Below are 21415 nucleotides of genomic sequence, written 5' to 3'. Positions count from 1 at the left end.
AATATGTAAATTTAGATAACTTATTTTTAAAAATAACCTCCTTTAGTCTCATCCAAAGATAGATATAATTCAGAAGGTAGACTAAAATAAGAAAGATTACTGCATTCTATTATCGGTGAAAGCTGTTAAGGAGGATATGATGGAGAAAAAGAATACACTTCCAACCCGCAAGCTGCTTGGAATTGCAGGACTTGGCTGGCTGTTTGATGCCATGGATGTTGGAATGCTCTCATTTATTATAGCCGCGCTTCAATCTGAATGGGGGTTAAGCGTGAAACAAATGGCATGGATCGGCAGCATGAATTCAATCGGAATGGCTGTTGGCGCCCTCGTCTTTGGATTATTATCTGACCGGATCGGACGAAAACATGTTTTTATTATTACCTTGCTTCTCTTTTCAATCGGGAGCGGACTGTCTGCTTTTACAACGACATTAACTGCCTTCCTCATTTTAAGGTTTTTTGTTGGTATGGGCCTTGGAGGAGAACTTCCTGTTGCATCAACCTTAGTATCTGAAAGTGTAGCACCTGAAAAGCGGGGACGGATTGTTGTCCTGCTTGAAAGTTTCTGGGCTGCAGGATGGCTCATTGCCGCACTTATCTCATATTTCGTTATTCCAAGCTTTGGATGGCAAACGGCTCTGCTTCTAAGTGCGCTGCCTGCATTTTATGCACTGTACTTACGGATCAAGCTTCCCGACTCTCCCCAGTTTTTAGCAATCAGGAAAGAACAGAAGCCTTCCATCATGGAAAACATCAAAATGGTTTGGTCAAAGGATTACATCCGTCAGACGACGATGCTGTGGATACTTTGGTTCTGTGTCGTCTTCTCTTACTACGGCATGTTTTTATGGCTGCCAAGTGTCATGGTTCTGAAGGGCTTCAGTTTAATTAAAAGTTTCCAGTATGTACTTATTATGACTCTTGCTCAATTACCGGGCTATTTTACAGCAGCTTGGTTTATAGAAAAATTTGGACGGAAATTTGTTTTAACGACTTATTTAGTCGGTACAGCAATCAGCGCTTATTTCTTTGGAACGGCAGAATCTCTCACTCTGCTGCTTACATCAGGAATATTCCTTTCATTCTTTAACTTAGGAGCATGGGGCGCGCTTTACGCCTATACGCCAGAGCAATATCCTACAGCCGTCAGAGGAACAGGAGCCGGTATGGCAGCCTCTTTCGGCCGCATCGGAGGAATTTTAGGACCGCTGCTTGTGGGATACCTCGTTGCGGCAGAATCATCCATTACATCGATCTTCACGATTTTCTGCGTATCCATTTTAATCGGGGTGCTTGCTGTCCTGATTCTTGGAAAAGAAACGAAGGCAAAAGTGCTGGATTAAAAGAACAGGCTGAACGTAGACGTCACAAAGACTCTATCAATTTTCAGGCTATGAATAAAACCTTCCGGAGCATCCGGAAGGTTTTTGTCTTCTTATTCTTTTTCAGCAAGTACATCCGCAAATGCTTTCACATAAGGAGGCAAATCTGGCGGTCTTCTGCTTGAGATGATGTGTCCGTCAACTATAACCGCTTCGTCATGCCACGCTGCACCTGCATTCTCCATATCGTCTTTAATGCCTGGTGTACTTGTTACATTTCTGCCTTCAAGGATTTTAGCTGAAATCAAAACCCAGCCTGCATGACAGATCTGTCCAATCGGCTTTTCTTTTTCGTGCATGTCCTTCACCATTTGAAGAACCTCTGGATATCTTCTTAATTTATCAGGCGCCCATCCTCCGGGAACCAAAATGGCGTCATAGTCTTCAGAACGGATATCGCCGAATGCATAATCCGATGTTGCAGGAACGCCATACTTTCCGATATAGGTTTCGCCTGCTTTTTCGCCAACTAAGTGGACTAAAGCCCCTTCTTCCTGCAGCCGAAGCACAGGGTACCATAATTCAAGATCTTCAAAATCCGCACTGACCAGCGCAATGACTTTTTTATTTGATAAACGCATTGTTCCACCTCCAGTTTCAGTATAGCATGACCGTTTCTCTATTTAAAAACAGGTGACCTTCATACAACCTCGTCTTTCAGCTGGCTTTGATAGAGCCCGTAATAAAATCCTTTTTCTTGAAGAAGAGACTCATGGCTTCCTCTTTCAATCAGTGTCCCATTCTCAAGCACAAGAATCTGGTCCGCTTTTTGAATCGTATTCAGCCTGTGCGCAATCACAAAACTTGTTCTGCCTTTCATCAATCTCTGAAGGGCTTCCTGGATTTTGAGCTCTGTAATCGTATCAATGCTGCTTGTCGCTTCATCCAGTACAAGAATAACAGGACTTGAAAGGATCGCTCTTGCGATGGACAGCAGCTGTTTTTGCCCCTGGCTGATTCCGCTTCCATCCTGCGTAAGAACCGTTTCATATTGATTTTTTGTTTTCATGATAAAAGAATGGGCATTTGCTTCTTTTGCAGCCCTGATCACTTCTTCATCCGCGGCATCCAAGCGGCCGTACCGAATGTTTTCCATAATGGTTCCTTTAAACAGGAATGGATCCTGAAGGACAAATGCCATATGCTCTCTCAGACTGCTCCGCCTGATTTTCACGCTTTCCGTTCCATCAATCAGAATCTTTCCGGCATCAGGATCGTAAAACCGGGATAACAGGTTGATCATCGTCGTTTTCCCTGCACCGGTAGGTCCGACGATGGCTACCGTTTCACCGGGAGATGCTGTAAAGCTCAAATTTTGAACCGTCTGCTGTTCTTCTTCATAAGAGAAAGTGACCCTGTCAAAGATTACTTCTCCCTTCACACCCTGAAGGTTTGAAGCATCTTTCTCATCTTTCATTTCCTCGTCTTCATCCAGAATTTCAAACACTCTTTCCGCACCAGCTACAGCAGAGAGAATCGTATTGAACTGATTCGCAAGCTCATTTAAAGGTCTTGTGAACTGTCTGGAGTATTCAGTGAAAATCACGATGACACCGATTGTGACAAGGCCATTCAGAACGAGAATACCTCCCACTCCTGCAATCACCGCAAAACTTAAATTGTTCAGAACGTTCATAAGCTTCGGAATAAAGCCGGATATCGTCTGGGCCCAGAACCCTGCTCCTTTAAGCAGCTGACTCTTTTCCAGGAACTCAGTTGTCACTTTTTGCTCCTGTGAAAACGTCTTGACAATACGCTGGCCTGAAATGGTTTCTTCAATATAGCCATTTAGATTTCCCAAGTTCCGCTGCTGTGCTTTGAATAATTTCCCTGTTCTATTTGTGATCCACCTCATCCCAAAGAACATGATAGGGATGATGGTCAGTGTAATTAGCGTAAGCAGCGGACTCAGCCAGAGCATGACTCCTATTGTGCCTGCAAGTGTCAGGATACTTGAGAAAATTTGAATAACAGAACTGTTCAGGGTCGAACTGACATTTTCAATATCATTCGTAACCCTGCTCATCAGTTCCCCGTGCTGACGTTTATCAAAGTACGAAATCGGCAGACTATGCAGATGACGAAAAAGCTGTGTTCTCATCGTAAAAACCGTATTTTGCGCGATGCCGATCATCCAGATGTTCTGCAGCAGCAGAGAGATGGACTGAACGATATAAATACCAACAAGAGCAATCAGCAATTTCACAAATCCGCTGCTTTCTTTTGTCACAATAAAATCATCAATGACTCTTCCTATTAAATAAGGACCAAGAAGCGCCAAAGCAGAACTGAGCACCACCATCAAAAGAACCAGGGTTAGCAATCCTTTATTCAAAGAAAGATACGACCAGACTCTTGTAATTGTCGCAAACCAGTTTTTGGGTTTTACTGTTTTTTTCTGGACAGGTTCGTCCTGTTTTCCTTTTGGATACTTGAATGGTTTACTTAGCTCTTTGAACATCCTGCAGGGCCTCCTCTCCAAACTGGGATTCATAGATGCGCTGATACAGCGGAGACTCTTCCATTAATTCATGATGTGTGCCCTGAGCGAGAATTTCCCCGTCATCAAGCAGGAGGATCTGGCTCGCTTCCATAGCCGTGCTGATTTTTTGTGTAATGATAAAAACCGTGCATTCATATGTTTTTATCGCCTTTAATAGCCTTGCCTCTGTTGCTAGATCAAGAGCGCTTGTGCTGTCATCAAGCAAAAGTAAATTAGGCTTGCGGACTAGTGCTCTTGCTATTGACAGCCTTTGTTTTTGGCCTCCGGAAAGATTGACTCCTTTTTGACCGACTCTTGTATCATATCCGTCTGGGAGTCTTTCAATGGTTTCATGAATCTGTGCATTTATGGCCGCTTCCTTGATTTCTTCAAGTGATGCCCCATCTTTTCCCCAAGCAATATTCTCTCTGATCGATCCTGTGAATAAAAGAGATTCCTGCGGAACAAAACCAATTTGCCCCCTCAGATTTTCAAGCTTCATATCCAGAAGGTTCTTACCATCAATATAAATCTCTCCGAGAGACACATCATAAAGCCTTGGAATCAGATTGAAAATGGACGATTTGCCTGAGCCTGTTGCACCGAGCAGGGCAATCGTCTCACCTGCATTCACAGTAAAGGAAAGGTTATTCAAAACAGCGGTATTCGTTCCCGGATAAGAAAAAGAAACGGATTTAAATTCAATTTCACCTTTTTCAATCACACTTGTTTCTTCTGCATCAGCCGAATCGGTCAAATCAGCCTCTGTCTCTAAGACCTCATTAATTCGTCCTGCTGATGCTTTTGCACGCGAAAAAGCCATGATGATAAAGGAAAAAATCGATAATACCGAAGAAATCCGCAGCGCATAATTTACAATTGCCACGACCTCCCCAACCTTTGCATCCCCTGTACCGACATTGATGCTGCCAAACCACAGAATGCCGAGGATACTGATATTCATGACTAATAATAAGACAGGCATGGCAACTTCCATCAGTCTGAGTGCTGAAACAGTCCCGTTTTTCAACTCCTCATTTGCTTGCGTAAATCTTGAGACTTCATAGTTTCTTCTCAAAAAAGCCTTAATAATCCGCATTCCAGTCAGATTCTCCTGCATGACACCGTTAACGGAATCAAGCCGGTCCTGAACGGCCTTGAACATGCCGCTTCCTTTTTTCATCATCCATATCAGAAAGCCTATTAAAAGTGGAATCGAAATTAAGAGAATGAGAGCGAGCTTAAAATTGACGATTAGAGCCATGATCGTCCCCCCTGCTATTAAAAGGGGCGCACGAAGCATGATGCGCAGGCTCATAAAGATCGTATTCTGAAGCTGTGTCACGTCATTTGTCATCCTCGTAATCAGAGATGAAGAAGGAAACAGGCTGAAATTTGCAAAAGAAAAGGACTGAACCTTCACAAATAAATCTTTGCGTACATCATACCCGAAGCTCTGACTGACATGAGCCGCAAAAAAGGAATTCGTCACCCCTGCAGCAAATGCAGCTATTGAAATTCCGACCATGACGCTGCCCCAATAGATGACAACAGATAAGTCATTTTTCAAGATGCCATCATCTATTATTTTCGCCATTAACAGCGGATGCAGCAGCTCAACTCCAAGTTCAATCAGCATGAGGGTCAGAGCCACCCCCATCGCAAGACGGTAAGGCTTTAGCAAAGAAAACACTTTCGACATATGGCTGCCTCCAAACATTGCATCATTCTATGTACATATTTAACCAGACTAATATCTTGAATTTCATTTATTCTATCATACTCTTTATTGGTTAAAATTTGAATATTTAGATTTTCATTCTTTTTGTTTCACGCATTAAAAAAAGATACACCGTCATGAGCGTATCCATTAGCAGGCAATGACCAATGTGTCAAAAAGCTTCACAGATCTCTTAATCAACATAAAAAGACCTCTTGTCGTTGACAAGAGGTCATGCCGGTTAAGAATTCAGCGTCCGGTCTTTTTTATCCAGCACAGAATCTGTGCCTGGGTCTTCATATTTGTATTCGTGTTCCCAGAAATCTGCATTTTTAATGCCAAGCTTTACTGGATCAAACACTGGATCAAGACCTTGCTTCTTTTGAGCTTCATAATCTTTTAGAGCGATAAGCGCCGGTTTGGCCAAGATCAAGATGGCGATTAAGTTCAGCCAGACCATGATTCCAAGCCCAACGTCTCCTAAAGCCCAGGCTAAGGATGCTGTTTTAACAGATCCATAGAATGTTGCTCCAAGGAGGACGACTTTTACGAGGAACATCGGGATTTTATTGCTTTTCCCCCTCGTTAAGTAAGCAATGTTTGTCTCAGCGATATAGTAATACGCCATAATTGTTGTAAAAGCGAAGAAAAGCAGTGAAATCGCAACAAACCCTGAACCGAATCCCGGAATTGGAATAACCGATTCTACGGCAGCCTGTGTAAAAACAGGTCCAGGCTCTACTTCAGCTCCAAGTTGATTGGCAATGTACGTTCCATCCGGAGCTTGTGTGTTGTACATGCCAGTGAATAAAATCATAAATGCTGTAGCTGAACATACGAAAAGAGTATCAATGTAAACAGAAAATGCTTGAACTAATCCTTGCTTTGCCGGATGCGAAACTTCAGCTGCAGCAGCTGGGTGAGGTCCTGTACCCTGACCCGCTTCATTTGAGTAGATTCCGCGCTTTACTCCCCAAGCAATCGCCATTCCAACGATTCCGCCAAATGCAGAATCGAGCGCAAATGCACTTTTAAAAATCAGGGCAATAACTGCAGGCAGCTCTGTAATATTAAAAGCAATAATGACTAGAGCAACCAGGATGTAGCCAAGCGCCATAAATGGCACTACTACCTGTGCTACGTTTGCAATCCTCTTAACTCCGCCAAATATAATAAGTGCTAAAACAATGATAAGTCCTAAACCAGTAATAACAGGGCTTAAACCAAATGCATTATCAAGGCCAAGCGCAATGGAGTTCGCTTGAACACCAGGCATCAGCAAGCTCATCGCTAGTAAAGCAGCGAATGCAAAAATAATGCCGTACCATTTCCATCCAGTTCCTTTTTCAATATAATAAGCCGGACCCCCGCGGTATTGTCCGTCCTGTTTCACTTTATAAATCTGAGCCAATGTTGATTCAATATAAGCACTTGATGCTCCAATGAAGGCAATGGCCCACATCCAAAATACTGCTCCCGGTCCGCCGAAGCCGATCGCAGTGGCAACACCAGCGATATTTCCTGTACCTACACGGCCTGATAACGCAATGGATAATGCCTGAAAAGAAGAAACTCCTGCTTCAGAGCTTTTCCCCTGAAACATCAGCAGCACCATATCCTTGATATGACGCACCTGCATAAATCGGGTCAAGATGGAGAAAAGCAAACCTACAGCCAAACAAATGTAAATAACGGGCGTGCTCCAGAGAACACTGTTTAAGCTATTAACAAACGCCTCCAATAAAAATCCCCCTCATAATACTGAATTTTCTTTCTTTTTAGATTATAAGGGATAAGTCATAACTGTACAATCACTATTTTGATAGAATATGTGCCATATGTCGTGTTTTTAAAGGATGAAAACGCAAACAATCCCTATATACCGCGGTTCTTTTTCCTTACATTACGTGTTAAAAAAAGTGACATCGGAAAAGCGCAAGCGCCCGTTTAGCTCCGACAGACAGATAAGGATCCGCCAGTAAAGGCGCTTTTTGCCTTTATTGGCGGATCCGTTCTGGCCGAGGAGTTGGGCGATGGAGCTAGACATCGAAGCGCAAAATTTTATACTTTCTTATCTTTTAAAAAAGGCTGTTTTCGCATCGATTGTAGTTTTTGAACATAAATATTGTCCGTTCCTTTCCGCTGCAGGATCTTGCTTTCCGCGGGGAGCGTGGAAGCCTCCTCGGCGAGCCTGCAGGGTCTTCCATTTCGCTCTATTTTCCCGCAGGAGTCAAGTTCCTTCCGCTACAAGCCACTAATGATTTTAAAAATCTAGTCTAAAACAAAAATATTTACGAAAAGAGCCTAAAAAAAAGAATGCACCTAAAAAGGCACACTCTTATTCTTTAAAAATAATTCTGGGTAGTCAGTAATAATCGCGGAAACACCTGAACTTGTCATAGTCTCCAGTTTATCAGTCTGATTGACTGTGAAAACTCTGAGCGGATACCCTGCCTCAATTGTTCTCTTTCCAGCAGCTGAAACAGCAAAAGAAGCTTCAGAATGGAGAGCATTCGCGCGAACCTTCCTTGCTTCTTCGATGATATTAGATGGGATTCCCTCGAATAAAAGGGCCGTTTGAATGCTGCTGTCCGCCTCTCGTATTTTCCCCATGCTTTTAAATTGGAAGGATGAGAGAATGACAGAGTCCGCCATTCCAGATCGGTGAATACAGTCAAGCACTTTTTCTTCCATTCCGTCATAGAAAAGGACATCATTTTTCAGTTCAATATTTACTTTCATTTCAGGACCGCTCGTTTTGATTAAATCTAAAACATCCTGTAAAGACGGAATCACTTGCCGTGAATACTTGGGATGAAACCAGCTGCCAGCATCAAACAGCTTTAATTGTTTGTACCTGAAATCTTTAACAAATCCGATTCCATTTGTTGTCCGGTCAATCCGTTCATCATGAATGACAACGATTTCTCCGTCTTTTGTCATCTGCACGTCCAGCTCAATGCCGTCCGCTCCAATCTCACACGCTGCTTCAAACGCCGCCAGTGTGTTCTCCGGATACTCTCCGCTGCATCCCCTGTGTGCATATATTTCAACTCGCTTACTCAAGGTTTTGTACTCCTTTCTATGATGTCATTCTAAAATTCTTTCAAAAGGGGAACAGACGAATCTCGCGGTGACTGATTCGTCAGCTCCCTGTATTATTTGCCTTGTTTCTTTTCTGCTGTTTCAAGAGCACGATCTGTTTCTTTCGCTGCCTGATCTAATGCTTTTTGAGGATCCATACCCTGATAAAGACTTTCCATTCCTGATACAATTTTTTGTCTTGATTCAGGGAAGACAGAGATTAATGCACCCTGCGTCGCAGCACTTGCTTTCGTGTCATGAAGCTGATCAACCGTTACTTTCAATTGAGGGTATTTCTCCCATTGTTCTTTTACAATGTCCTGTTCATATGCTTCAGGGTTAATGGCAAAGTAACCTGTTTCAACGTGCCATTTAGCCTGTACTTCGGGAGTTGATAAATACTTCATGAATTCCCATGCACCTTTTTGCTTTTCTTCACTGATATCTTTTGACATCCATAGAGATGCGCCTCCGATGATGACTCCTTCACGTTCCGCTTCATCAGGAACTGGAAGGTAAGCTGCGCCTACTTCAAACGGAGCATTGTCTACAAGCGCTTTAATTCCTGCAGATGAATCTAAGAACATCGCCATTTTTCCTGACTGGAAGGCAGCTCTCATATCATCCCAGTTCTGTCCTGCATTATAGAACGTGCCGTCTTTGTACATATCATTGATAAGGGTAAATACATTTAACCCTTTTTCATCATTGAAGACTGCTTTTGCTGCATCTCCATTCCTGCCGTTTTCATTATCTACGTATTCTCCGCCCTGTGCTGCAAGCAATTCTTCAAAGAACCATCCGTAATTTAAGATTGAGAAACCATATTGAGAGGTGTTCGAACCTTCTTTTACTGTCAGTTTTTCCGCTGCTTCTTTTAACTCGCTGTAAGTCATAGGCGCTTTTTCAGGATCAAGTCCTGCTTTTTTGAATGCATCCTTGTTGTAAACAAGAACAGGAGTCGATGAGTTAAATGGCATTGAATATTGCTTTCCGTCAACCGTGTAGTAGTTGGAAATGTTTTTTTCCCATTGTGCTGTATCGAAATTTTCTTCATCGATAAACTTTTGAACAGGCTGGATTTTTCCGCTGTCGATCATGTATTTCGTGCCTACTTCAAATGTTTGCATAATAGAAGGAGCATCTGAGGTTCCTGCAACTGTATTGAATTTCGTTAATGCCTCTTCATAAGTGCCTTGAAAAACAGGTTTCACTTCGACTTCATCCTGCGAGCCGTTAAAGTCCTTTGCAAGATCATTTAACACTGTTTCTAGCTCCCCGCTCATCGCATGCCAGAAGATGACCTCCGTTTTCCCGGATGAATTTTCTGCAGAAGCTTCTCCGCTCTCATCAGTGCCTGCTGAATTTGAACATGCACCTAATATAATTAATAGTAAAGATGATAAAACAAGCAGTAGTTTTTTCATTTGATTCGCTCCTTTTATTTAATCGCACCTTGAGTTAACCCTTTTTGGAAATGCTTTTGCCCTATGAATAAAATCAATAATGTCGGAAGTACCACAACAACAGCTGCTGCCATCACCACCCCCCATTGTGAAGAAATTTCCTGAGACTGCATTTGCTTCAGTCCAATCTGAACCGTCCGCACCTTCTCATTGTTCGTAACAAGCAGGGGCCACAAATACATATTCCACGTTGTTAAAAAGCTATAAATGCCAAGTGTAATTAAACTTGTTTTTGACACCGGCAGAACTACCTTCCAAAAGAAACGGAACCGGCTGATTCCAGCCACCTGCGAAGCCTCATATAGCTCCAGAGGAATCGTTTTGAACTGCTGCCTCAGCAAAAAGGTTCCAAAAGCAAGTGCGAAAAACGGAATCGTCAAACTCGTATACTCATTAATCCAGCCAAGCTTTTGGACAGTCAGGAAGTTTGGCACCATGGTCGCTTCCCAGGGAATCATCATGGTGGAAATAAAAAGCATAAAGATGGCATTTCTCCCTTTAAAGGAAATAAACACAAAAGCAAAGGCGGCTAAGCTTGATATAATGAGCTGTCCAAGCATAACGGCGATTGAGACGAAAAAGCTGTTCCATAAAAAGTGGATCAGAGGGACTTTTTCAAAGGCCGCTTTATAATTATCAAATGTGACCGTTTCAGGGATGAGATTCCCCTGCAGCACTTCCCCGCCCTTCATAAAGCTGATTGAAAAAGCATAAAGAATCGGAAACATCATCAGGAGGGCAGAGCTTGCGAGCAATGCATAAACCGCGATTTTCTTTGCTGTGCTCACCTGTAATGCACCTTCCTTTCGCCTATCTTGAATTGAAGAACCGTCATAACCAAAATACCTAAAAAGAGAATGACGGCCTGTGCACTTGCTGAACCGATGTTGTAATTAATAAATGCATCTTTATAAATGGAATATACAATGACATTTGTCGATTCCATCGGTCCGCCCTTTGTCAAAATGTCAATTTGTCCAAACGTCTGAAAAGCATTAATAAATGAAACGGTGATGACGAAAAACAATGTTGGGGAGAGCATGGGAATCGTAATTTTTCTAAGCTGATAAAAATAGCCCGCACCTGATATTCTTGCACTCTCATACAGCTGTTCATCAATATTCTGAAGGCCGCCAAGCAAAATCAGAAAAGAGAAGCCGGCATTCATCCAAATCGCAGATAAAGAAACAGCCAAGAGAGCATATTTCGGATCCAGAAGCCACTGAATTTCAGTCAGCCCGAGGCCGGCTGCAACCTTGTTTATGACGCCGATTGCCGGGTTGTACATAAACATCCAAATGACAGACGAAGCGGCGACACTCATTCCCATCGTCGATGAAAAAACGGTTCTGAAAAATCCGATTCCCCTCAGTTTTTCATTGGCAATCAACGCTAAAAATAATGCAAGAATAACTCCTGCAGGAACTGTATAAACCACAAAAAGCAGGGTCGCCCTCATACTATTTTGAAAAGAAGGAGACTGAAACAAATATGTAAAATTCTCAAGCCCCGCAAAACTCAAAGGAACACCTTGTCCGTCTGTTAAAAAAAAGCTCAGATAGATTGTGCGAATCATGGGATAGAAAAGAAAAACAGAGAATAAAAGAATAGATGGCAGTAAATAGAGCATACCGGCTCCGAAAGAACGCAGCTCTCTTTTGCTTTCATGCTTCACTTTTGGCTCTGCAACCGCCGCAGGAGCCTCATTTACACCGTTCATATGGATGCCTCCTGCTGATTCAGGACGCGTCCTGACGGCTTAGGCAGTGAATAAATACAATCTCCTGATTGCTGGTCGAAAAGAAAAAGGTCACGTTCATCGATATAAAACTCTGCTTGATCTCCAGCCTTCACATCCCATTGTCCATTCCATTTCGCCAGCCATTGCTCATTTTTTTCGATATAGAATGAAATGAGTGTTTCTGTTCCAAGGATCTCGACATTTGCGACCTCCGCTGTCATCGTCGCTTTACCATATGCGGCAGGCTGGATGCTTTCAGGTCTGACTCCGATGACCGCTTCCATTTGATCAGGAAATCCATTGCCTTTAAAAGGAATCGTTTTCCGTCCATCAATCTGGATGGAACCTCCGCTGATTTTTGCGTTTTTCAAATTCATGGGAGGCGCCCCAATGAAAGAAGCTACAAACGTATTCTCCGGCTGATTATAAATTTCCAGGGGTTTTCCGATCTGCTGAATATCCCCATTGTTTAAAATCATCATCCGATCAGCCATTGTCATGGCTTCTGTCTGATCGTGCGTCACATAGATCATTGTGATGCCAAGCTTCCGCTGAATCTGGCGGATTTCAGAGCGCATTTTTGCTCTGAGCTTTGCATCTAAATTGGAAAGGGGTTCATCCATCAAACAGATGGGAGCATGCGTTACAATTGCCCTGGCAAGCGCAACTCTTTGTCTTTGCCCTCCTGAGAGCTGCCTCGGCTTTCGCTTCAATAAATCTGATAGCCCAAGCATCTCAGCTGCTTCTTCGCACCGTTGTTTTTGTTCAGCCTTTTTGATTTTTTTCGTATGCAGGCCGAACGTGATATTCTCCTCAACTGACAAATGAGGGTAAAGCGCATAGTTTTGAAAGACCATTGAAAGATCCCGCTTGCTCGGAGGAAGAGAATTCGCTTTTTTGCCCCCGATGACCAAATCTCCGCCAGACAGCTCCTCAAGGCCTGCGATCATCCGCAGCATCGTGCTTTTCCCGCATCCGGACGGACCGACTAATACGAAAAACTCACCTGGTTCTATCACAGCGTTTATATTTTGGATGACATTATTTTTGGTGTCATATGATTTAGAAACATTCTTCAATTCTACTTTTTTCATGATCCTCACTCCTCCCGGTTAATTCCGCGTTATTGTATTTCTTCCAAAGCCAGGATCTCCCTGTCGAAGCTGCGACAGCCCCGCTTGATAAAGCCTCTTCAATATGCTTTGCATGCTGAATCAACCCTCCAGTAATAATAGGAAGATCTGTTTCTTTCTTTATTTTTTTAATCATTTCGGGAATAAGTCCAGGCATCACTTCCAGAGCGTGCGGCTGGATTTCATTTACCGTTTTAAGGCCATTTGCAACAGCATCCGTATCGATGAGAAAGAGACGCTGGATAGCGAGAAGCCCTTCATTTTTGGCAAATTGAATAAGGGAACTCTTTGTTGTGACGATTCCGGTTGGTTTTACAAATTTCGCAATGAACCTAAGACCTTCACGGTCATAGCTGATGCCAGGTATTTTTTCCAAGTGTAAAAAAACGTGGCGATCATGCTTTTTCAGCAAATCAACATACCTCTTGATCACACTTATATTGCCCATGAGCAAAAACGCGGACTGAATATCCGTTTCCATAAACCGGTCAAAGCTTTTCGGGTCCTTAATCGCAGCAATCAGCCGGTCTTCATGCAGACGTTTTATGAACTCCTGGTGGGTATCCATGGCTTTTTCAGCCCCTTCTATAAAAATAAAAACCATAAAAAAACGTGGCGTTATCTATCACCTATGTTTTTTTATGGTTTCTCACTATCTCAACCTTGTTATATTCACTTGTCCTTCACGAGTTTCATCATACCTCTCCAAGGTAAACCCAGTATGAAGATAATGTAGATTAATATGAAGGAAATGTTAGGGATTTGTAAAATAGAGAAATCACTTGGTGAAAACTGGGGTTATGTTGGGGAACTGTAGACTTTTAGGTAAACTGTGCAGGTGCAGAATCCTCCACGAACCACAAAAAAAGATACCAATTGCGGCGCAATTGGTATCCTTTTTCTACTTTACTGAACTATTTCAACGAACTTTCATTTATACTCTGTCAATACACCGTTTACTTAACCTTGGTTCGAAGCTGTGATTTTCTGATAACTTGATTAATCACTTCAGAAAAAACAAGTCCAATCGCAATGGAACCTGAAATCATAAATGCTTTTGCAGCTAATGTAATCGCGGTATTATAGTCATTCTCAACGAAATTCCTCATTGCGTTATATGCCATTCCTCCAGGAACCAATGGGATAATGCCGGCTACGCTGAAAATAATAATCGGAGTTTTATAGATTTTTGCAAAAACCTGACTTGTGACGGCTACAAAAACAGCCGCAACTACAGTCGCGGGAACTGCGTCCAGCCCATAGCCCTCCAAAGATATGTAAATCAGCCACCCGCACATCCCCACCAACCCGCATTTGATAAGAGAGGGCTTGGGCGCCTGAAAGATAATACCGAATGCAGCTGTAGATATAAAGCTCGTCACCAGCTGTCCAAGTATCCACATGAATCAATCTCTCCTGTCTTAAAATAGTAAAAATACAACGGCGATCCCAGAGCCGATGGCAAATGCCGTCAAGAATGCTTCCGCTCCTTTTGAAAGTCCCGATATCAAATGACCTGCCATTAAATCCCTGACTGCATTTGTAAGAAGAAGACCCGGAACTAAAGGCATGACAGATCCAATAATGACTTTATCCATCTCTGTCCCGAGGCCGGTCCTTACAAACAAATAAGCAAGAAGACCAATCACAAAGGACGCCAGAAATTCCGAGAAAAATTTGATCGGCACCAGACGATGAAAATAAATAACAGCCATAAAGCCGAGCCCGCCTGCAAAAACAGCTGGAAGAAAATCAGACCACTGCCCCTGAAACATAATCAGAAAGCAGCCGCTGGCAATCGCTGCTGCTATCACCTGCAAGGCAAGAGAATACGTTGACTTTGCATCCTCAATCTCTTTTAACAGATCATACGCTTCATCAACATTTAATTCGCCATTGCTTATCTTTCTTGAAATCGCATTTACATTCGTCACCTTATCTAAATCTGTTGTCCGTTCCATAATCCGAATTAACTTCGTTTTTGTAGGCTGATCAGACTCAATCGAAAAAATAATGCCTGTCGGCGTTACGTAACTATGCGAATTTTTCACACCGTAAGATGCAGCAATCCGCATCATTGTATCTTCGACCCGGTACGTTTCAGCTCCGCTGATCAGCATGATTTTTCCGGCAAGCAGACAAACCTCCATGATCTCATATGAATAATTTTGCTGAATCTTCATCTGTATGTTCTCTCCAATAGCTTGATATTCCCCTTCAAGTTAGGATTTGTGTTTGTGGTTTGTTTCAGTTTATCTGAGTTTTGGGGGATTATCAATTTTTGTACAAAACAAAGGGCCCTCTTAAAGGGCCCTTTTTGTTTATTGATTTTTGATATACGTATTCTCCTCATTCGCCTTCACCATAAATTCATATTGAAGGAGTCTTACTTCGAAGAGGCGCAATGGATCGTAATAGATTTCGGGACTTGATTTCATTTTTTCAAGGGTTGCTTTAGAACTTGCAATTTCATTTTCTGATTCTTTAATGGTCTGTTCCACATACAGAATCGGATTTTGGAAGAACATGATAATGTCCGCTTTTAGAGCTTTTTCAAATAAGTCAAATTCAAGGAAGAATTTTTTTGAAATGTCCTCTGCTGTGTCCTCGTAGTTTTTGCTTTCAACATATTTTTTATATTGGTTGTACAGCATTGATTTGTTTTGAGGCATCGCAGCGAACAGTTTGCCTGCGCTTTTCAGCAGGAATTCCGTCGGCTTGAATCTGAGCAGGATATTCTGCTCGTCAACATCCGCTCTGCTTGTCATGCGGTTTAAATCACGGCGCCAGTCTTCAATGACTTTAAAATCGCAGAGAAGCTTCATCTTTTCTTCGCCGTATAACCCGTTGAATGATAGACTCATTTCATCAAGATATGACTGACTTTCATTTAGCTCTTCATTTGATTGTGCAAGCCATTCACGGAGAGCTGTCTGGAACTTTGGAATCAGGTTCTGATGAACATACGCATCAATTTCTTCATTCATTTTCTTGTTTAATGTGATGTGAATCTGGCTGAAATCACTGTTTTCACTGATATGAGCTGAACAGCTGCGCAATATTTTCGGCAGCTGAACTGCCATGTCTCTTTTCATCTCAGCAGTTACTTCACGATAGGAAGCTGAGATTGATTTTGCCTTTTCCTGCTCAACGTCTCTTAAATGATTCATGAAACCGTTCAGCCTTACTAAGATATCCTCGTTCCATTTAACCGACTCTACTAGCCGGTTCTCCATTTGAACCCGTTTGTTCAAAAGGTCCGTAAGTGTCTTGCGTATGAAATACAGCAGTTTTGCTGTGCGTTTCTCTTCAAGCTTTGCATCTGATCTGCTGAAAACCGTATTTAAAAATTCTCTCAATCCAGCAAGATGGTCAGGTGAAAAAGCAAAAACCTGTGATTGCGGGAAGAACTGGTTGATGGTTCCCTGCAGCTCTTCTGCCAATTTCCACTGTTCAGATGAGTGATTCAGGATAAAGTGAAAAGGTGTATCAAGAGCATATTCCTGAAGCTTCATCAGGAGTTCAAGCTCGTGCTCGTTAAAAGGTGTATTTTTATCAAGGACGAACAGCATACCGTCTGATATTGGAAGAAATTCAGCTGTTTGATCTATATCGCCGAGACGCTCAAGTTCAGGTGTATGGAAGAAAACCGTCTTGTTTTCTTCTAGCAATGCAGATGGCCACTTCACTTCAATCCACGTATTTTCTGATTCCTGAAACTCGGGATTATCAGATATCCTTTTGATGCCGGCATCAGTAATTTCATTCATCTCCGCCAAATCGCCTTCAGAACGTACAAATACAGGTGATCCCGTGCGGCTGACCAGATTTTCGTGAAGAATCTGATTAATGAAATCAGCTTTGCCGCTTTCAGCAGTGCCGCTGATTAAAAGATGGGATGTCTGTAAATCAGCAAGCCCGGAAACAAGCCATTTCTTTTTATAGCCCACTTCAATATGGTTATTCTCAGCCCAGGATACAAGCGACTTAAATAATTCCAGGCTGTATTCAAGACTGATGCTGTCATGTTCAGAATCAAAAATCAGCTTTTCCGCTGTCTTAAGGCTCTCGGCATCCATTGATGAAGGGAAAATTTCATTCCATGCCAGCACAGCAGTTGCCGCAAATAATGCTTTTGACTGATTGGCAAGCTTTTGCCAGTTTGATAATAGGACAGGAACGATATCCTCTAAATCCTTCACCAAATAAGTTCCATTAATCACACTTAAGTAAGTGTTCTGATGAATATCAGACATCTTCGTCCAAGATTCAAACGGCTGCACCTCAACATTAAGGAAAATGGTATTAACGGTTTTCAGCCATGATAAATAAGAGTCTTCAAGGCGGTAGCTTTCCCACAGGGAAGCCGTAACCTTCTGAAATAATTTTTGATTGATTCGAAACAGCGAAATAAGCGGCTGATAAAAGTATTCCGGATCAAACGATTTCGTATATCCTGCTTGAACATACTCATCCAGCAGCTCAAACCATTGCAGCGATTCCGTCCGCATGCCCTCACTTACAGCAAGCTCCACGGCATTCTTCCAGTCATGCTGATCCTCATAGAAAGATCGGGCAAGATCTGTTACATTCGGATAATCAGAATTTATATCCAGTGCCTTTTTGATCACCTTGTATGCAAGTTCAATCTTGTCTCTTACTAGATAAAGTGAAAATAATTCAAGCGCCACTTCCATCTTCAAAGTCTTCGAATCACTTTGAATGGATGTGTAAATATCCTCTGCAGCTGAAAGATGACCAAGCGCATAATAAGAATCTGCAATATTTTTCTTAGCCCATGGTTCTAATTCATTGCTGATATTTTCCCACTTGAAAATAGCTGTCTCATAATCTTTGTTGTGAAAATAGACTTCCCCCTGCGCAAAGCGGATAAAGGACAGATCATATACTTCCTTTGCCTGCTCCTCGAAATAAAGTTCGCCAAGCACCTGTACCGGCTGAGCGGAAGCACTGTCTTCCATAAACCTTTCAAAATATGCTTTATGAATCAACTGTTTATCGTTTGTCATTTTTACCTCCACCTAACGTACGCTAGAAACTTATCTATAATAGTCTATTCTATCAAAAGATTCATTTAGAATGCTTTATTTGTGTATACCCGATTTGCCGGTTTTTACACTACAAAGGATCTATCCATGAAAAAGATAAGGGACTTATTATGTATGAAACAGCCATATTTTAGCGTTTTTCTCAAAAAATTGTCTAAATTTACATTTTTATATGGAAATACTTATGAAATCAAAGATATGGGTGCATTTCAACATCGTTCAAAAGACTTATTTTTCTATATTAGCCTGACTATTTTTTTCTTCTTTTTCATAATTGTTATTTCATTTAGGTCAACCGTCTTAATAAATTCATATTTGCCAAGAGAAGACAAACCAAGCTCTTGCGCTAATTTATCATCCGCTGTTTGTAAAGTAACAGTGTGATCGTCTGCACTTACGCGAATGATTAAGAGTTCCTGATGTTTATACAGCATAAGGGATATACTCATATGCATCATCTAAATCGCACCAATCTATTTCCTTAATGTAAACAGATTTCTTTAGTCCTGCAATCTGGAATCCTTCTTCAAGTGCTGACTTGTCATGAGTTCTAAGAGTAACCCTCTTATTTGGTTCGAAAATAAGGGAATATTCTTTCCCTTTATATAATCCATATTCCCCTTTTTTCAACATCGAATTATTCTCCGTTCAAGTTATTATCCTTTTCCATCTAAAAAAGAGAGGATTTCTCCTCTCCATCAACATCATTGTTTAAAATAATTTTTTCCGCTCTTCATCATCTGAAGTTCTTGAGGGATAAGCAGCTTTGATAATGGAGTATCGGGATTTAATATAATGCCGGTCAGACCATCGATTTGGTTTAATATCTCTTCAAATGGCATCATGATCGAGTCATTTTGCTTAAACATTTTCTCTATCGGAAACTTAGATGAGAAAACGGGCAGCAATTTCCTGTTTTTTTTCTCCATCATTTGAACCTGTTCAAGTGAAGAAGAATTTTTGTCCGCATCCAGCTTTTTTATTAACCAAACATTACTTTTCGCCAGGACTTCATAAAAAGCAGCTACCTTTTGATTGCTGCTCATGGCATCAATCAAAGCTTTTTCCAAAGGGTTAAACTCTGTACTCATTTTTCGCCAAACCCAAGAATTGGCTCTTTCTCTTCAATAATCTCCAATTCATTAAGAGGAACATCCACTGTAAATTCATATTTTGCGTGAGTTTCCAGGTTTAATTTTTTCCATGCTTCTGGATTGCTTGTCATAAGAATTACTTCTTGTTTCGCTTCATCAAAGCCGATAATTCCGAAATGATAGCCTTTGTAAAAGGTAGTTGGAATGATTTCGTATGCATCATCAAGCTCATTTTTCTCTACAGTTTTGACATATGCTTTGGCTAAACTCATTTTGCTTAACTCAAATCCATACTCTATATCTAAAGGGTCTGTTGAACGTAATTTCACTTGATCTTTCCTTGCACTGATGATGGAATATTCTTTTCCTTTATAAATCGCGTACTTCCCTTTTTTAATCATTTCCTTGCAGCTCCTTTAAACTATAAAAACGACGGTCATCTTCTACATAGATACCCACCAGTTCTTCTACACCATTCTTCACTTCATAGATTTCTCCAACTGAGGGCGCAGCGCCATCTCTATATTTTGTTTCAAATTCAGGAATGATCCTGCCATTCTCAGCTGCGGTAAATCCATGCCCCGTTTGAGGATACTGAATAAATTCATTGGGTTTTGCTGCATTAGGGCTACCGAGTTCCTCAGCAAAAGGTATCTTCATCTTATCATAGTCGTCAGTTGTAAAACGAATAACAGCATATCCTTCATTCGGTGAGAATGGTGTTGGATAATTCTCATCTCCATAATCTAGTCTCAGTGAATAGAAAACATCATCTGACATGTGTACGTCTGCTACATCATCCATTCTTGCAATACATCCGCTCAAAGTAGTTTCCCTTCCTGAAAGAAAGCTGTCCACTCTGTCTAAATCAATAACTTTTTGGAGCACTGTATCTTCATCAAGCGGACCAACTGCTTCGCGTACCTTCCGCATTTTTTCAAGCTGAACTTGGGTTAACTCTGTATGATGCTTTGGCTGGAGTTCTAAAAATTCAGCTCTTGTTAATCCAACTTCATCAAGCACCAAATCAATCTCCGCTGCAAACCCTTTCCCCTGCGAAAGCTTTGCATAATCAAAACTCGTCTCCATCCCGTGAGGCACGGTCTCAACTTTCGGCTTAGAGGAGGTCCCATCTGGAACTTTTGTCAGCTTTGCAGCTTTTCCAAGCTTATCAATTCCTTTGCCTCCTAGAATACCAAGTCCAATAGAGACGACTCCATATGTAAAAAATTCCGTTCGGCTGTATACATCACCATTTATTACTTTTGTTTCCCAGGCTTCTGAGAGCGTATTCCACATCGACTCAAGGGTTTCAAGGGGGTGAATGATGGCATCCCACATGGCTTCATATGTTTCCCATTCTGTAAGGGATACGAGACCGTCCCACGCATCCGTAAGACCATTTTTAGCCCCATCCCAAAGACCGGAGAAAAAACCGCCCCAGCCCGAAGAAGCAGACGATTTGGCGGCCTCATCTGCTTCTCTCATGCCATTTGCGGTGTTTTCAATTAATGTTTTTGCATCTTGCGTCAGCGTATGAAACCGATTAACGAGATGACGGATCTCATCTTGAAGATCGAGAGCCCTGTCTACACGTGCAACAGAGGTAAAGCGCAGTCTGGCAGATTCCCAGTTTAACAGATCAAGTGCATCTCCCGTATAAGAACGGGATTGCTCAATGCGCTGTGCGAAATCTTCAAGTTCATCCGGTCTAATTTTAATTTCCATTTGCGGTCTATCTCTCCTTTATCCCTTTAAACCATAAGCAGCGCTGTATCAGGCTAGGCCGGCAGCAAGTTCCCTAAGCCTTCCGATTTCATTTCTAAGTTCCTGAAAAAGATCATCCTTCATTTCGTATATATGATGATAGGTGACACGAATGTCATCTCTAATACTTTCATAGGCTGATTTTGTCTGGCCCGTCCATTCATCAGCATACTGCTGATGAAGATTATGAAAATGATAAACGCCATCGTCAAACGTACCCATTGCATTCTTAATAGCCGCAAGGTACGCTTCGAGTTCATCTGCATCCCGGTTGTATTCGGCCTGCTTTCGCTTTCTCTCCAAGTCTTCAAAGAAGTCTTCGATCGTATCCAACAAGTTCTTTCCACGTCCTTCTTCCTGATTTAGAAGCATCTTATAGTTATGTTAAAATATGGGGATGAATCCGGCAACTATCTATTAAACTATTTTTACACATAGGCGAATAGGACCAGAAAAGAAATTATCCTTTCCTACT

At 41.8% G+C, this 21415-nt stretch carries 20 protein-coding genes; 1 reads left to right on the top strand and 19 read right to left on the bottom strand.

The window, feature by feature from the left end:
* Window positions 1–139: 139 nt before the first annotated feature.
* Window positions 140–1345, top strand: a complete 1206-nt coding sequence (locus ABEQ24_RS08770; protein ID WP_430006431.1) for an MFS transporter — start codon at window positions 140–142, stop codon at window positions 1343–1345.
* Window positions 1346–1437: 92 nt separating this feature from the next.
* On the opposite strand, the gene ABEQ24_RS08765 is transcribed toward ABEQ24_RS08770, so the two are convergent.
* The 19 genes from ABEQ24_RS08765 to ABEQ24_RS08675 all read right to left on the bottom strand — a co-directional run bounded on the left by ABEQ24_RS08765 (window position 1438) and on the right by ABEQ24_RS08675 (window position 21273).
* Window positions 1438–1965, bottom strand: coding sequence for a type 1 glutamine amidotransferase domain-containing protein (locus ABEQ24_RS08765; RefSeq protein ID WP_430006430.1), 528 nt, complete (start codon window positions 1963–1965; stop codon window positions 1438–1440).
* A gap of 59 nt (window positions 1966–2024) precedes the next feature.
* A complete protein-coding gene (locus ABEQ24_RS08760) occupies window positions 2025–3845 on the bottom strand; it encodes an ABC transporter ATP-binding protein (protein ID WP_430006429.1) in 1821 nt (606 codons plus the stop codon).
* Window positions 3826–5568, bottom strand: a complete 1743-nt coding sequence (locus ABEQ24_RS08755) for an ABC transporter ATP-binding protein (RefSeq protein WP_430006428.1) — start codon at window positions 5566–5568, stop codon at window positions 3826–3828. Before ABEQ24_RS08755 ends, ABEQ24_RS08760 begins: the two co-directional genes overlap by 20 nt.
* Before the next feature lie 259 nt (window positions 5569–5827).
* Window positions 5828–7327, bottom strand: a complete 1500-nt coding sequence (locus tag ABEQ24_RS08750) for an alanine/glycine:cation symporter family protein (protein WP_430006427.1) — start codon at window positions 7325–7327, stop codon at window positions 5828–5830.
* 581 nt (window positions 7328–7908) lie between these two features.
* The gene (locus tag ABEQ24_RS08745; RefSeq protein ID WP_430006426.1) at window positions 7909–8652 is read right to left on the bottom strand and encodes a glycerophosphodiester phosphodiesterase; all 744 of its coding nucleotides are present in this window, start codon (window positions 8650–8652) and stop codon (window positions 7909–7911) included.
* A gap of 92 nt (window positions 8653–8744) precedes the next feature.
* Window positions 8745–10097: an ABC transporter substrate-binding protein gene (locus tag ABEQ24_RS08740; RefSeq protein WP_430006425.1), complete on the bottom strand. Its 1353-nt coding sequence runs from the start codon at window positions 10095–10097 to the stop codon at window positions 8745–8747.
* Between the two features lie 14 nt (window positions 10098–10111).
* Window positions 10112–10867 (bottom strand): carbohydrate ABC transporter permease, encoded by a 756-nt coding sequence (locus ABEQ24_RS08735; RefSeq protein ID WP_430006558.1) that lies wholly within the window; start codon window positions 10865–10867, stop codon window positions 10112–10114.
* Window positions 10868–10920: 53 nt separating this feature from the next.
* Window positions 10921–11856: a carbohydrate ABC transporter permease gene (locus ABEQ24_RS08730; protein WP_430006424.1), complete on the bottom strand. Its 936-nt coding sequence runs from the start codon at window positions 11854–11856 to the stop codon at window positions 10921–10923.
* Window positions 11853–12971, bottom strand: a complete 1119-nt coding sequence (locus ABEQ24_RS08725) for an ABC transporter ATP-binding protein (protein WP_430006423.1) — start codon at window positions 12969–12971, stop codon at window positions 11853–11855. Before ABEQ24_RS08725 ends, ABEQ24_RS08730 begins: the two co-directional genes overlap by 4 nt.
* The gene (locus ABEQ24_RS08720; protein ID WP_430006422.1) at window positions 12940–13578 is read right to left on the bottom strand and encodes a glycerol-3-phosphate responsive antiterminator; all 639 of its coding nucleotides are present in this window, start codon (window positions 13576–13578) and stop codon (window positions 12940–12942) included. Before ABEQ24_RS08720 ends, ABEQ24_RS08725 begins: the two co-directional genes overlap by 32 nt.
* 388 nt (window positions 13579–13966) lie before the next feature.
* The gene (locus ABEQ24_RS08715; protein ID WP_430006421.1) at window positions 13967–14413 is read right to left on the bottom strand and encodes a threonine/serine exporter family protein; all 447 of its coding nucleotides are present in this window, start codon (window positions 14411–14413) and stop codon (window positions 13967–13969) included.
* An 18-nt stretch (window positions 14414–14431) separates the two neighbouring features.
* On the bottom strand, window positions 14432–15193 hold the full coding sequence (locus ABEQ24_RS08710) for a threonine/serine exporter family protein (protein WP_430006420.1): 762 nt from the start codon (window positions 15191–15193) through the stop codon (window positions 14432–14434).
* 138 nt (window positions 15194–15331) lie between these two features.
* A complete protein-coding gene (locus ABEQ24_RS08705) occupies window positions 15332–18040 on the bottom strand; it encodes a GTPase domain-containing protein (RefSeq protein ID WP_430006419.1) in 2709 nt (902 codons plus the stop codon).
* A 275-nt stretch (window positions 18041–18315) separates the two neighbouring features.
* On the bottom strand, window positions 18316–18513 hold the full coding sequence (locus ABEQ24_RS08700) for a hypothetical protein (RefSeq protein WP_430006418.1): 198 nt from the start codon (window positions 18511–18513) through the stop codon (window positions 18316–18318).
* Window positions 18503–18712 (bottom strand): hypothetical protein, encoded by a 210-nt coding sequence (locus ABEQ24_RS08695; RefSeq protein WP_430006417.1) that lies wholly within the window; start codon window positions 18710–18712, stop codon window positions 18503–18505. Before ABEQ24_RS08695 ends, ABEQ24_RS08700 begins: the two co-directional genes overlap by 11 nt.
* A 71-nt stretch (window positions 18713–18783) precedes the next feature.
* Window positions 18784–19170, bottom strand: a complete 387-nt coding sequence (locus ABEQ24_RS08690) for an SseB family protein (protein WP_430006416.1) — start codon at window positions 19168–19170, stop codon at window positions 18784–18786.
* A complete protein-coding gene (locus ABEQ24_RS08685) occupies window positions 19167–19574 on the bottom strand; it encodes a hypothetical protein (protein WP_430006415.1) in 408 nt (135 codons plus the stop codon). The genes ABEQ24_RS08690 and ABEQ24_RS08685 overlap by 4 nt, the downstream gene beginning before the upstream one ends.
* Window positions 19567–20901: a hypothetical protein gene (locus ABEQ24_RS08680; protein ID WP_430006414.1), complete on the bottom strand. Its 1335-nt coding sequence runs from the start codon at window positions 20899–20901 to the stop codon at window positions 19567–19569. The genes ABEQ24_RS08685 and ABEQ24_RS08680 overlap by 8 nt, the downstream gene beginning before the upstream one ends.
* 48 nt (window positions 20902–20949) lie before the next feature.
* A complete protein-coding gene (locus ABEQ24_RS08675; protein ID WP_430006413.1) occupies window positions 20950–21273 on the bottom strand; it encodes a hypothetical protein in 324 nt (107 codons plus the stop codon).
* Window positions 21274–21415 lie beyond the last annotated feature (142 nt).

This window comes from Metabacillus idriensis (assembly GCF_050483325.1).
Taxonomy (GTDB): domain Bacteria; phylum Bacillota; class Bacilli; order Bacillales; family Bacillaceae; genus Bacillus_P; species Bacillus_P idriensis_A.
The sequence above is the reverse complement of the archived record's forward strand: the minus strand, read 5'-3'. Positions and strand labels throughout refer to the sequence as shown.

Bases quoted from the DNA above. Each gene is read 5' to 3' on its own strand.
- ABEQ24_RS08740 (WP_430006425.1), bottom strand. From the start codon at position 10,097: ATGAAAAAACTACTGCTTGTTTTATCATCTTTACTATTAATTATATTA.
- ABEQ24_RS08765 (WP_430006430.1), bottom strand. From the start codon at position 1,965: ATGCGTTTATCAAATAAAAAAGTCATTGCGCTGGTCAGTGCGGATTTT.
- ABEQ24_RS08685 (WP_430006415.1), bottom strand. From the start codon at position 19,574: ATGATTAAAAAAGGGAAGTACGCGATTTATAAAGGAAAAGAATATTCC.
- ABEQ24_RS08690 (WP_430006416.1), bottom strand. From the start codon at position 19,170: ATGAGTACAGAGTTTAACCCTTTGGAAAAAGCTTTGATTGATGCCATG.
- ABEQ24_RS08755 (WP_430006428.1), bottom strand. From the start codon at position 5,568: ATGTCGAAAGTGTTTTCTTTGCTAAAGCCTTACCGTCTTGCGATGGGG.
- ABEQ24_RS08680 (WP_430006414.1), bottom strand. From the start codon at position 20,901: ATGGAAATTAAAATTAGACCGGATGAACTTGAAGATTTCGCACAGCGC.
- ABEQ24_RS08695 (WP_430006417.1), bottom strand. From the start codon at position 18,712: ATGTTGAAAAAAGGGGAATATGGATTATATAAAGGGAAAGAATATTCC.
- ABEQ24_RS08705 (WP_430006419.1), bottom strand. From the start codon at position 18,040: ATGACAAACGATAAACAGTTGATTCATAAAGCATATTTTGAAAGGTTT.
- ABEQ24_RS08710 (WP_430006420.1), bottom strand. From the start codon at position 15,193: ATGAAGATTCAGCAAAATTATTCATATGAGATCATGGAGGTTTGTCTG.
- ABEQ24_RS08700 (WP_430006418.1), bottom strand. From the start codon at position 18,513: ATGCTGTATAAACATCAGGAACTCTTAATCATTCGCGTAAGTGCAGAC.
- ABEQ24_RS08720 (WP_430006422.1), bottom strand. From the start codon at position 13,578: ATGGATACCCACCAGGAGTTCATAAAACGTCTGCATGAAGACCGGCTG.
- ABEQ24_RS08735 (WP_430006558.1), bottom strand. From the start codon at position 10,867: ATGATGTTTCCGATTCTTTATGCTTTTTCAATCAGCTTTATGAAGGGC.
- ABEQ24_RS08770 (WP_430006431.1), top strand. From the start codon at position 140: ATGGAGAAAAAGAATACACTTCCAACCCGCAAGCTGCTTGGAATTGCA.
- ABEQ24_RS08760 (WP_430006429.1), bottom strand. From the start codon at position 3,845: ATGTTCAAAGAGCTAAGTAAACCATTCAAGTATCCAAAAGGAAAACAG.
- ABEQ24_RS08725 (WP_430006423.1), bottom strand. From the start codon at position 12,971: ATGAAAAAAGTAGAATTGAAGAATGTTTCTAAATCATATGACACCAAA.
- ABEQ24_RS08730 (WP_430006424.1), bottom strand. From the start codon at position 11,856: ATGAACGGTGTAAATGAGGCTCCTGCGGCGGTTGCAGAGCCAAAAGTG.
- ABEQ24_RS08715 (WP_430006421.1), bottom strand. From the start codon at position 14,413: ATGTGGATACTTGGACAGCTGGTGACGAGCTTTATATCTACAGCTGCA.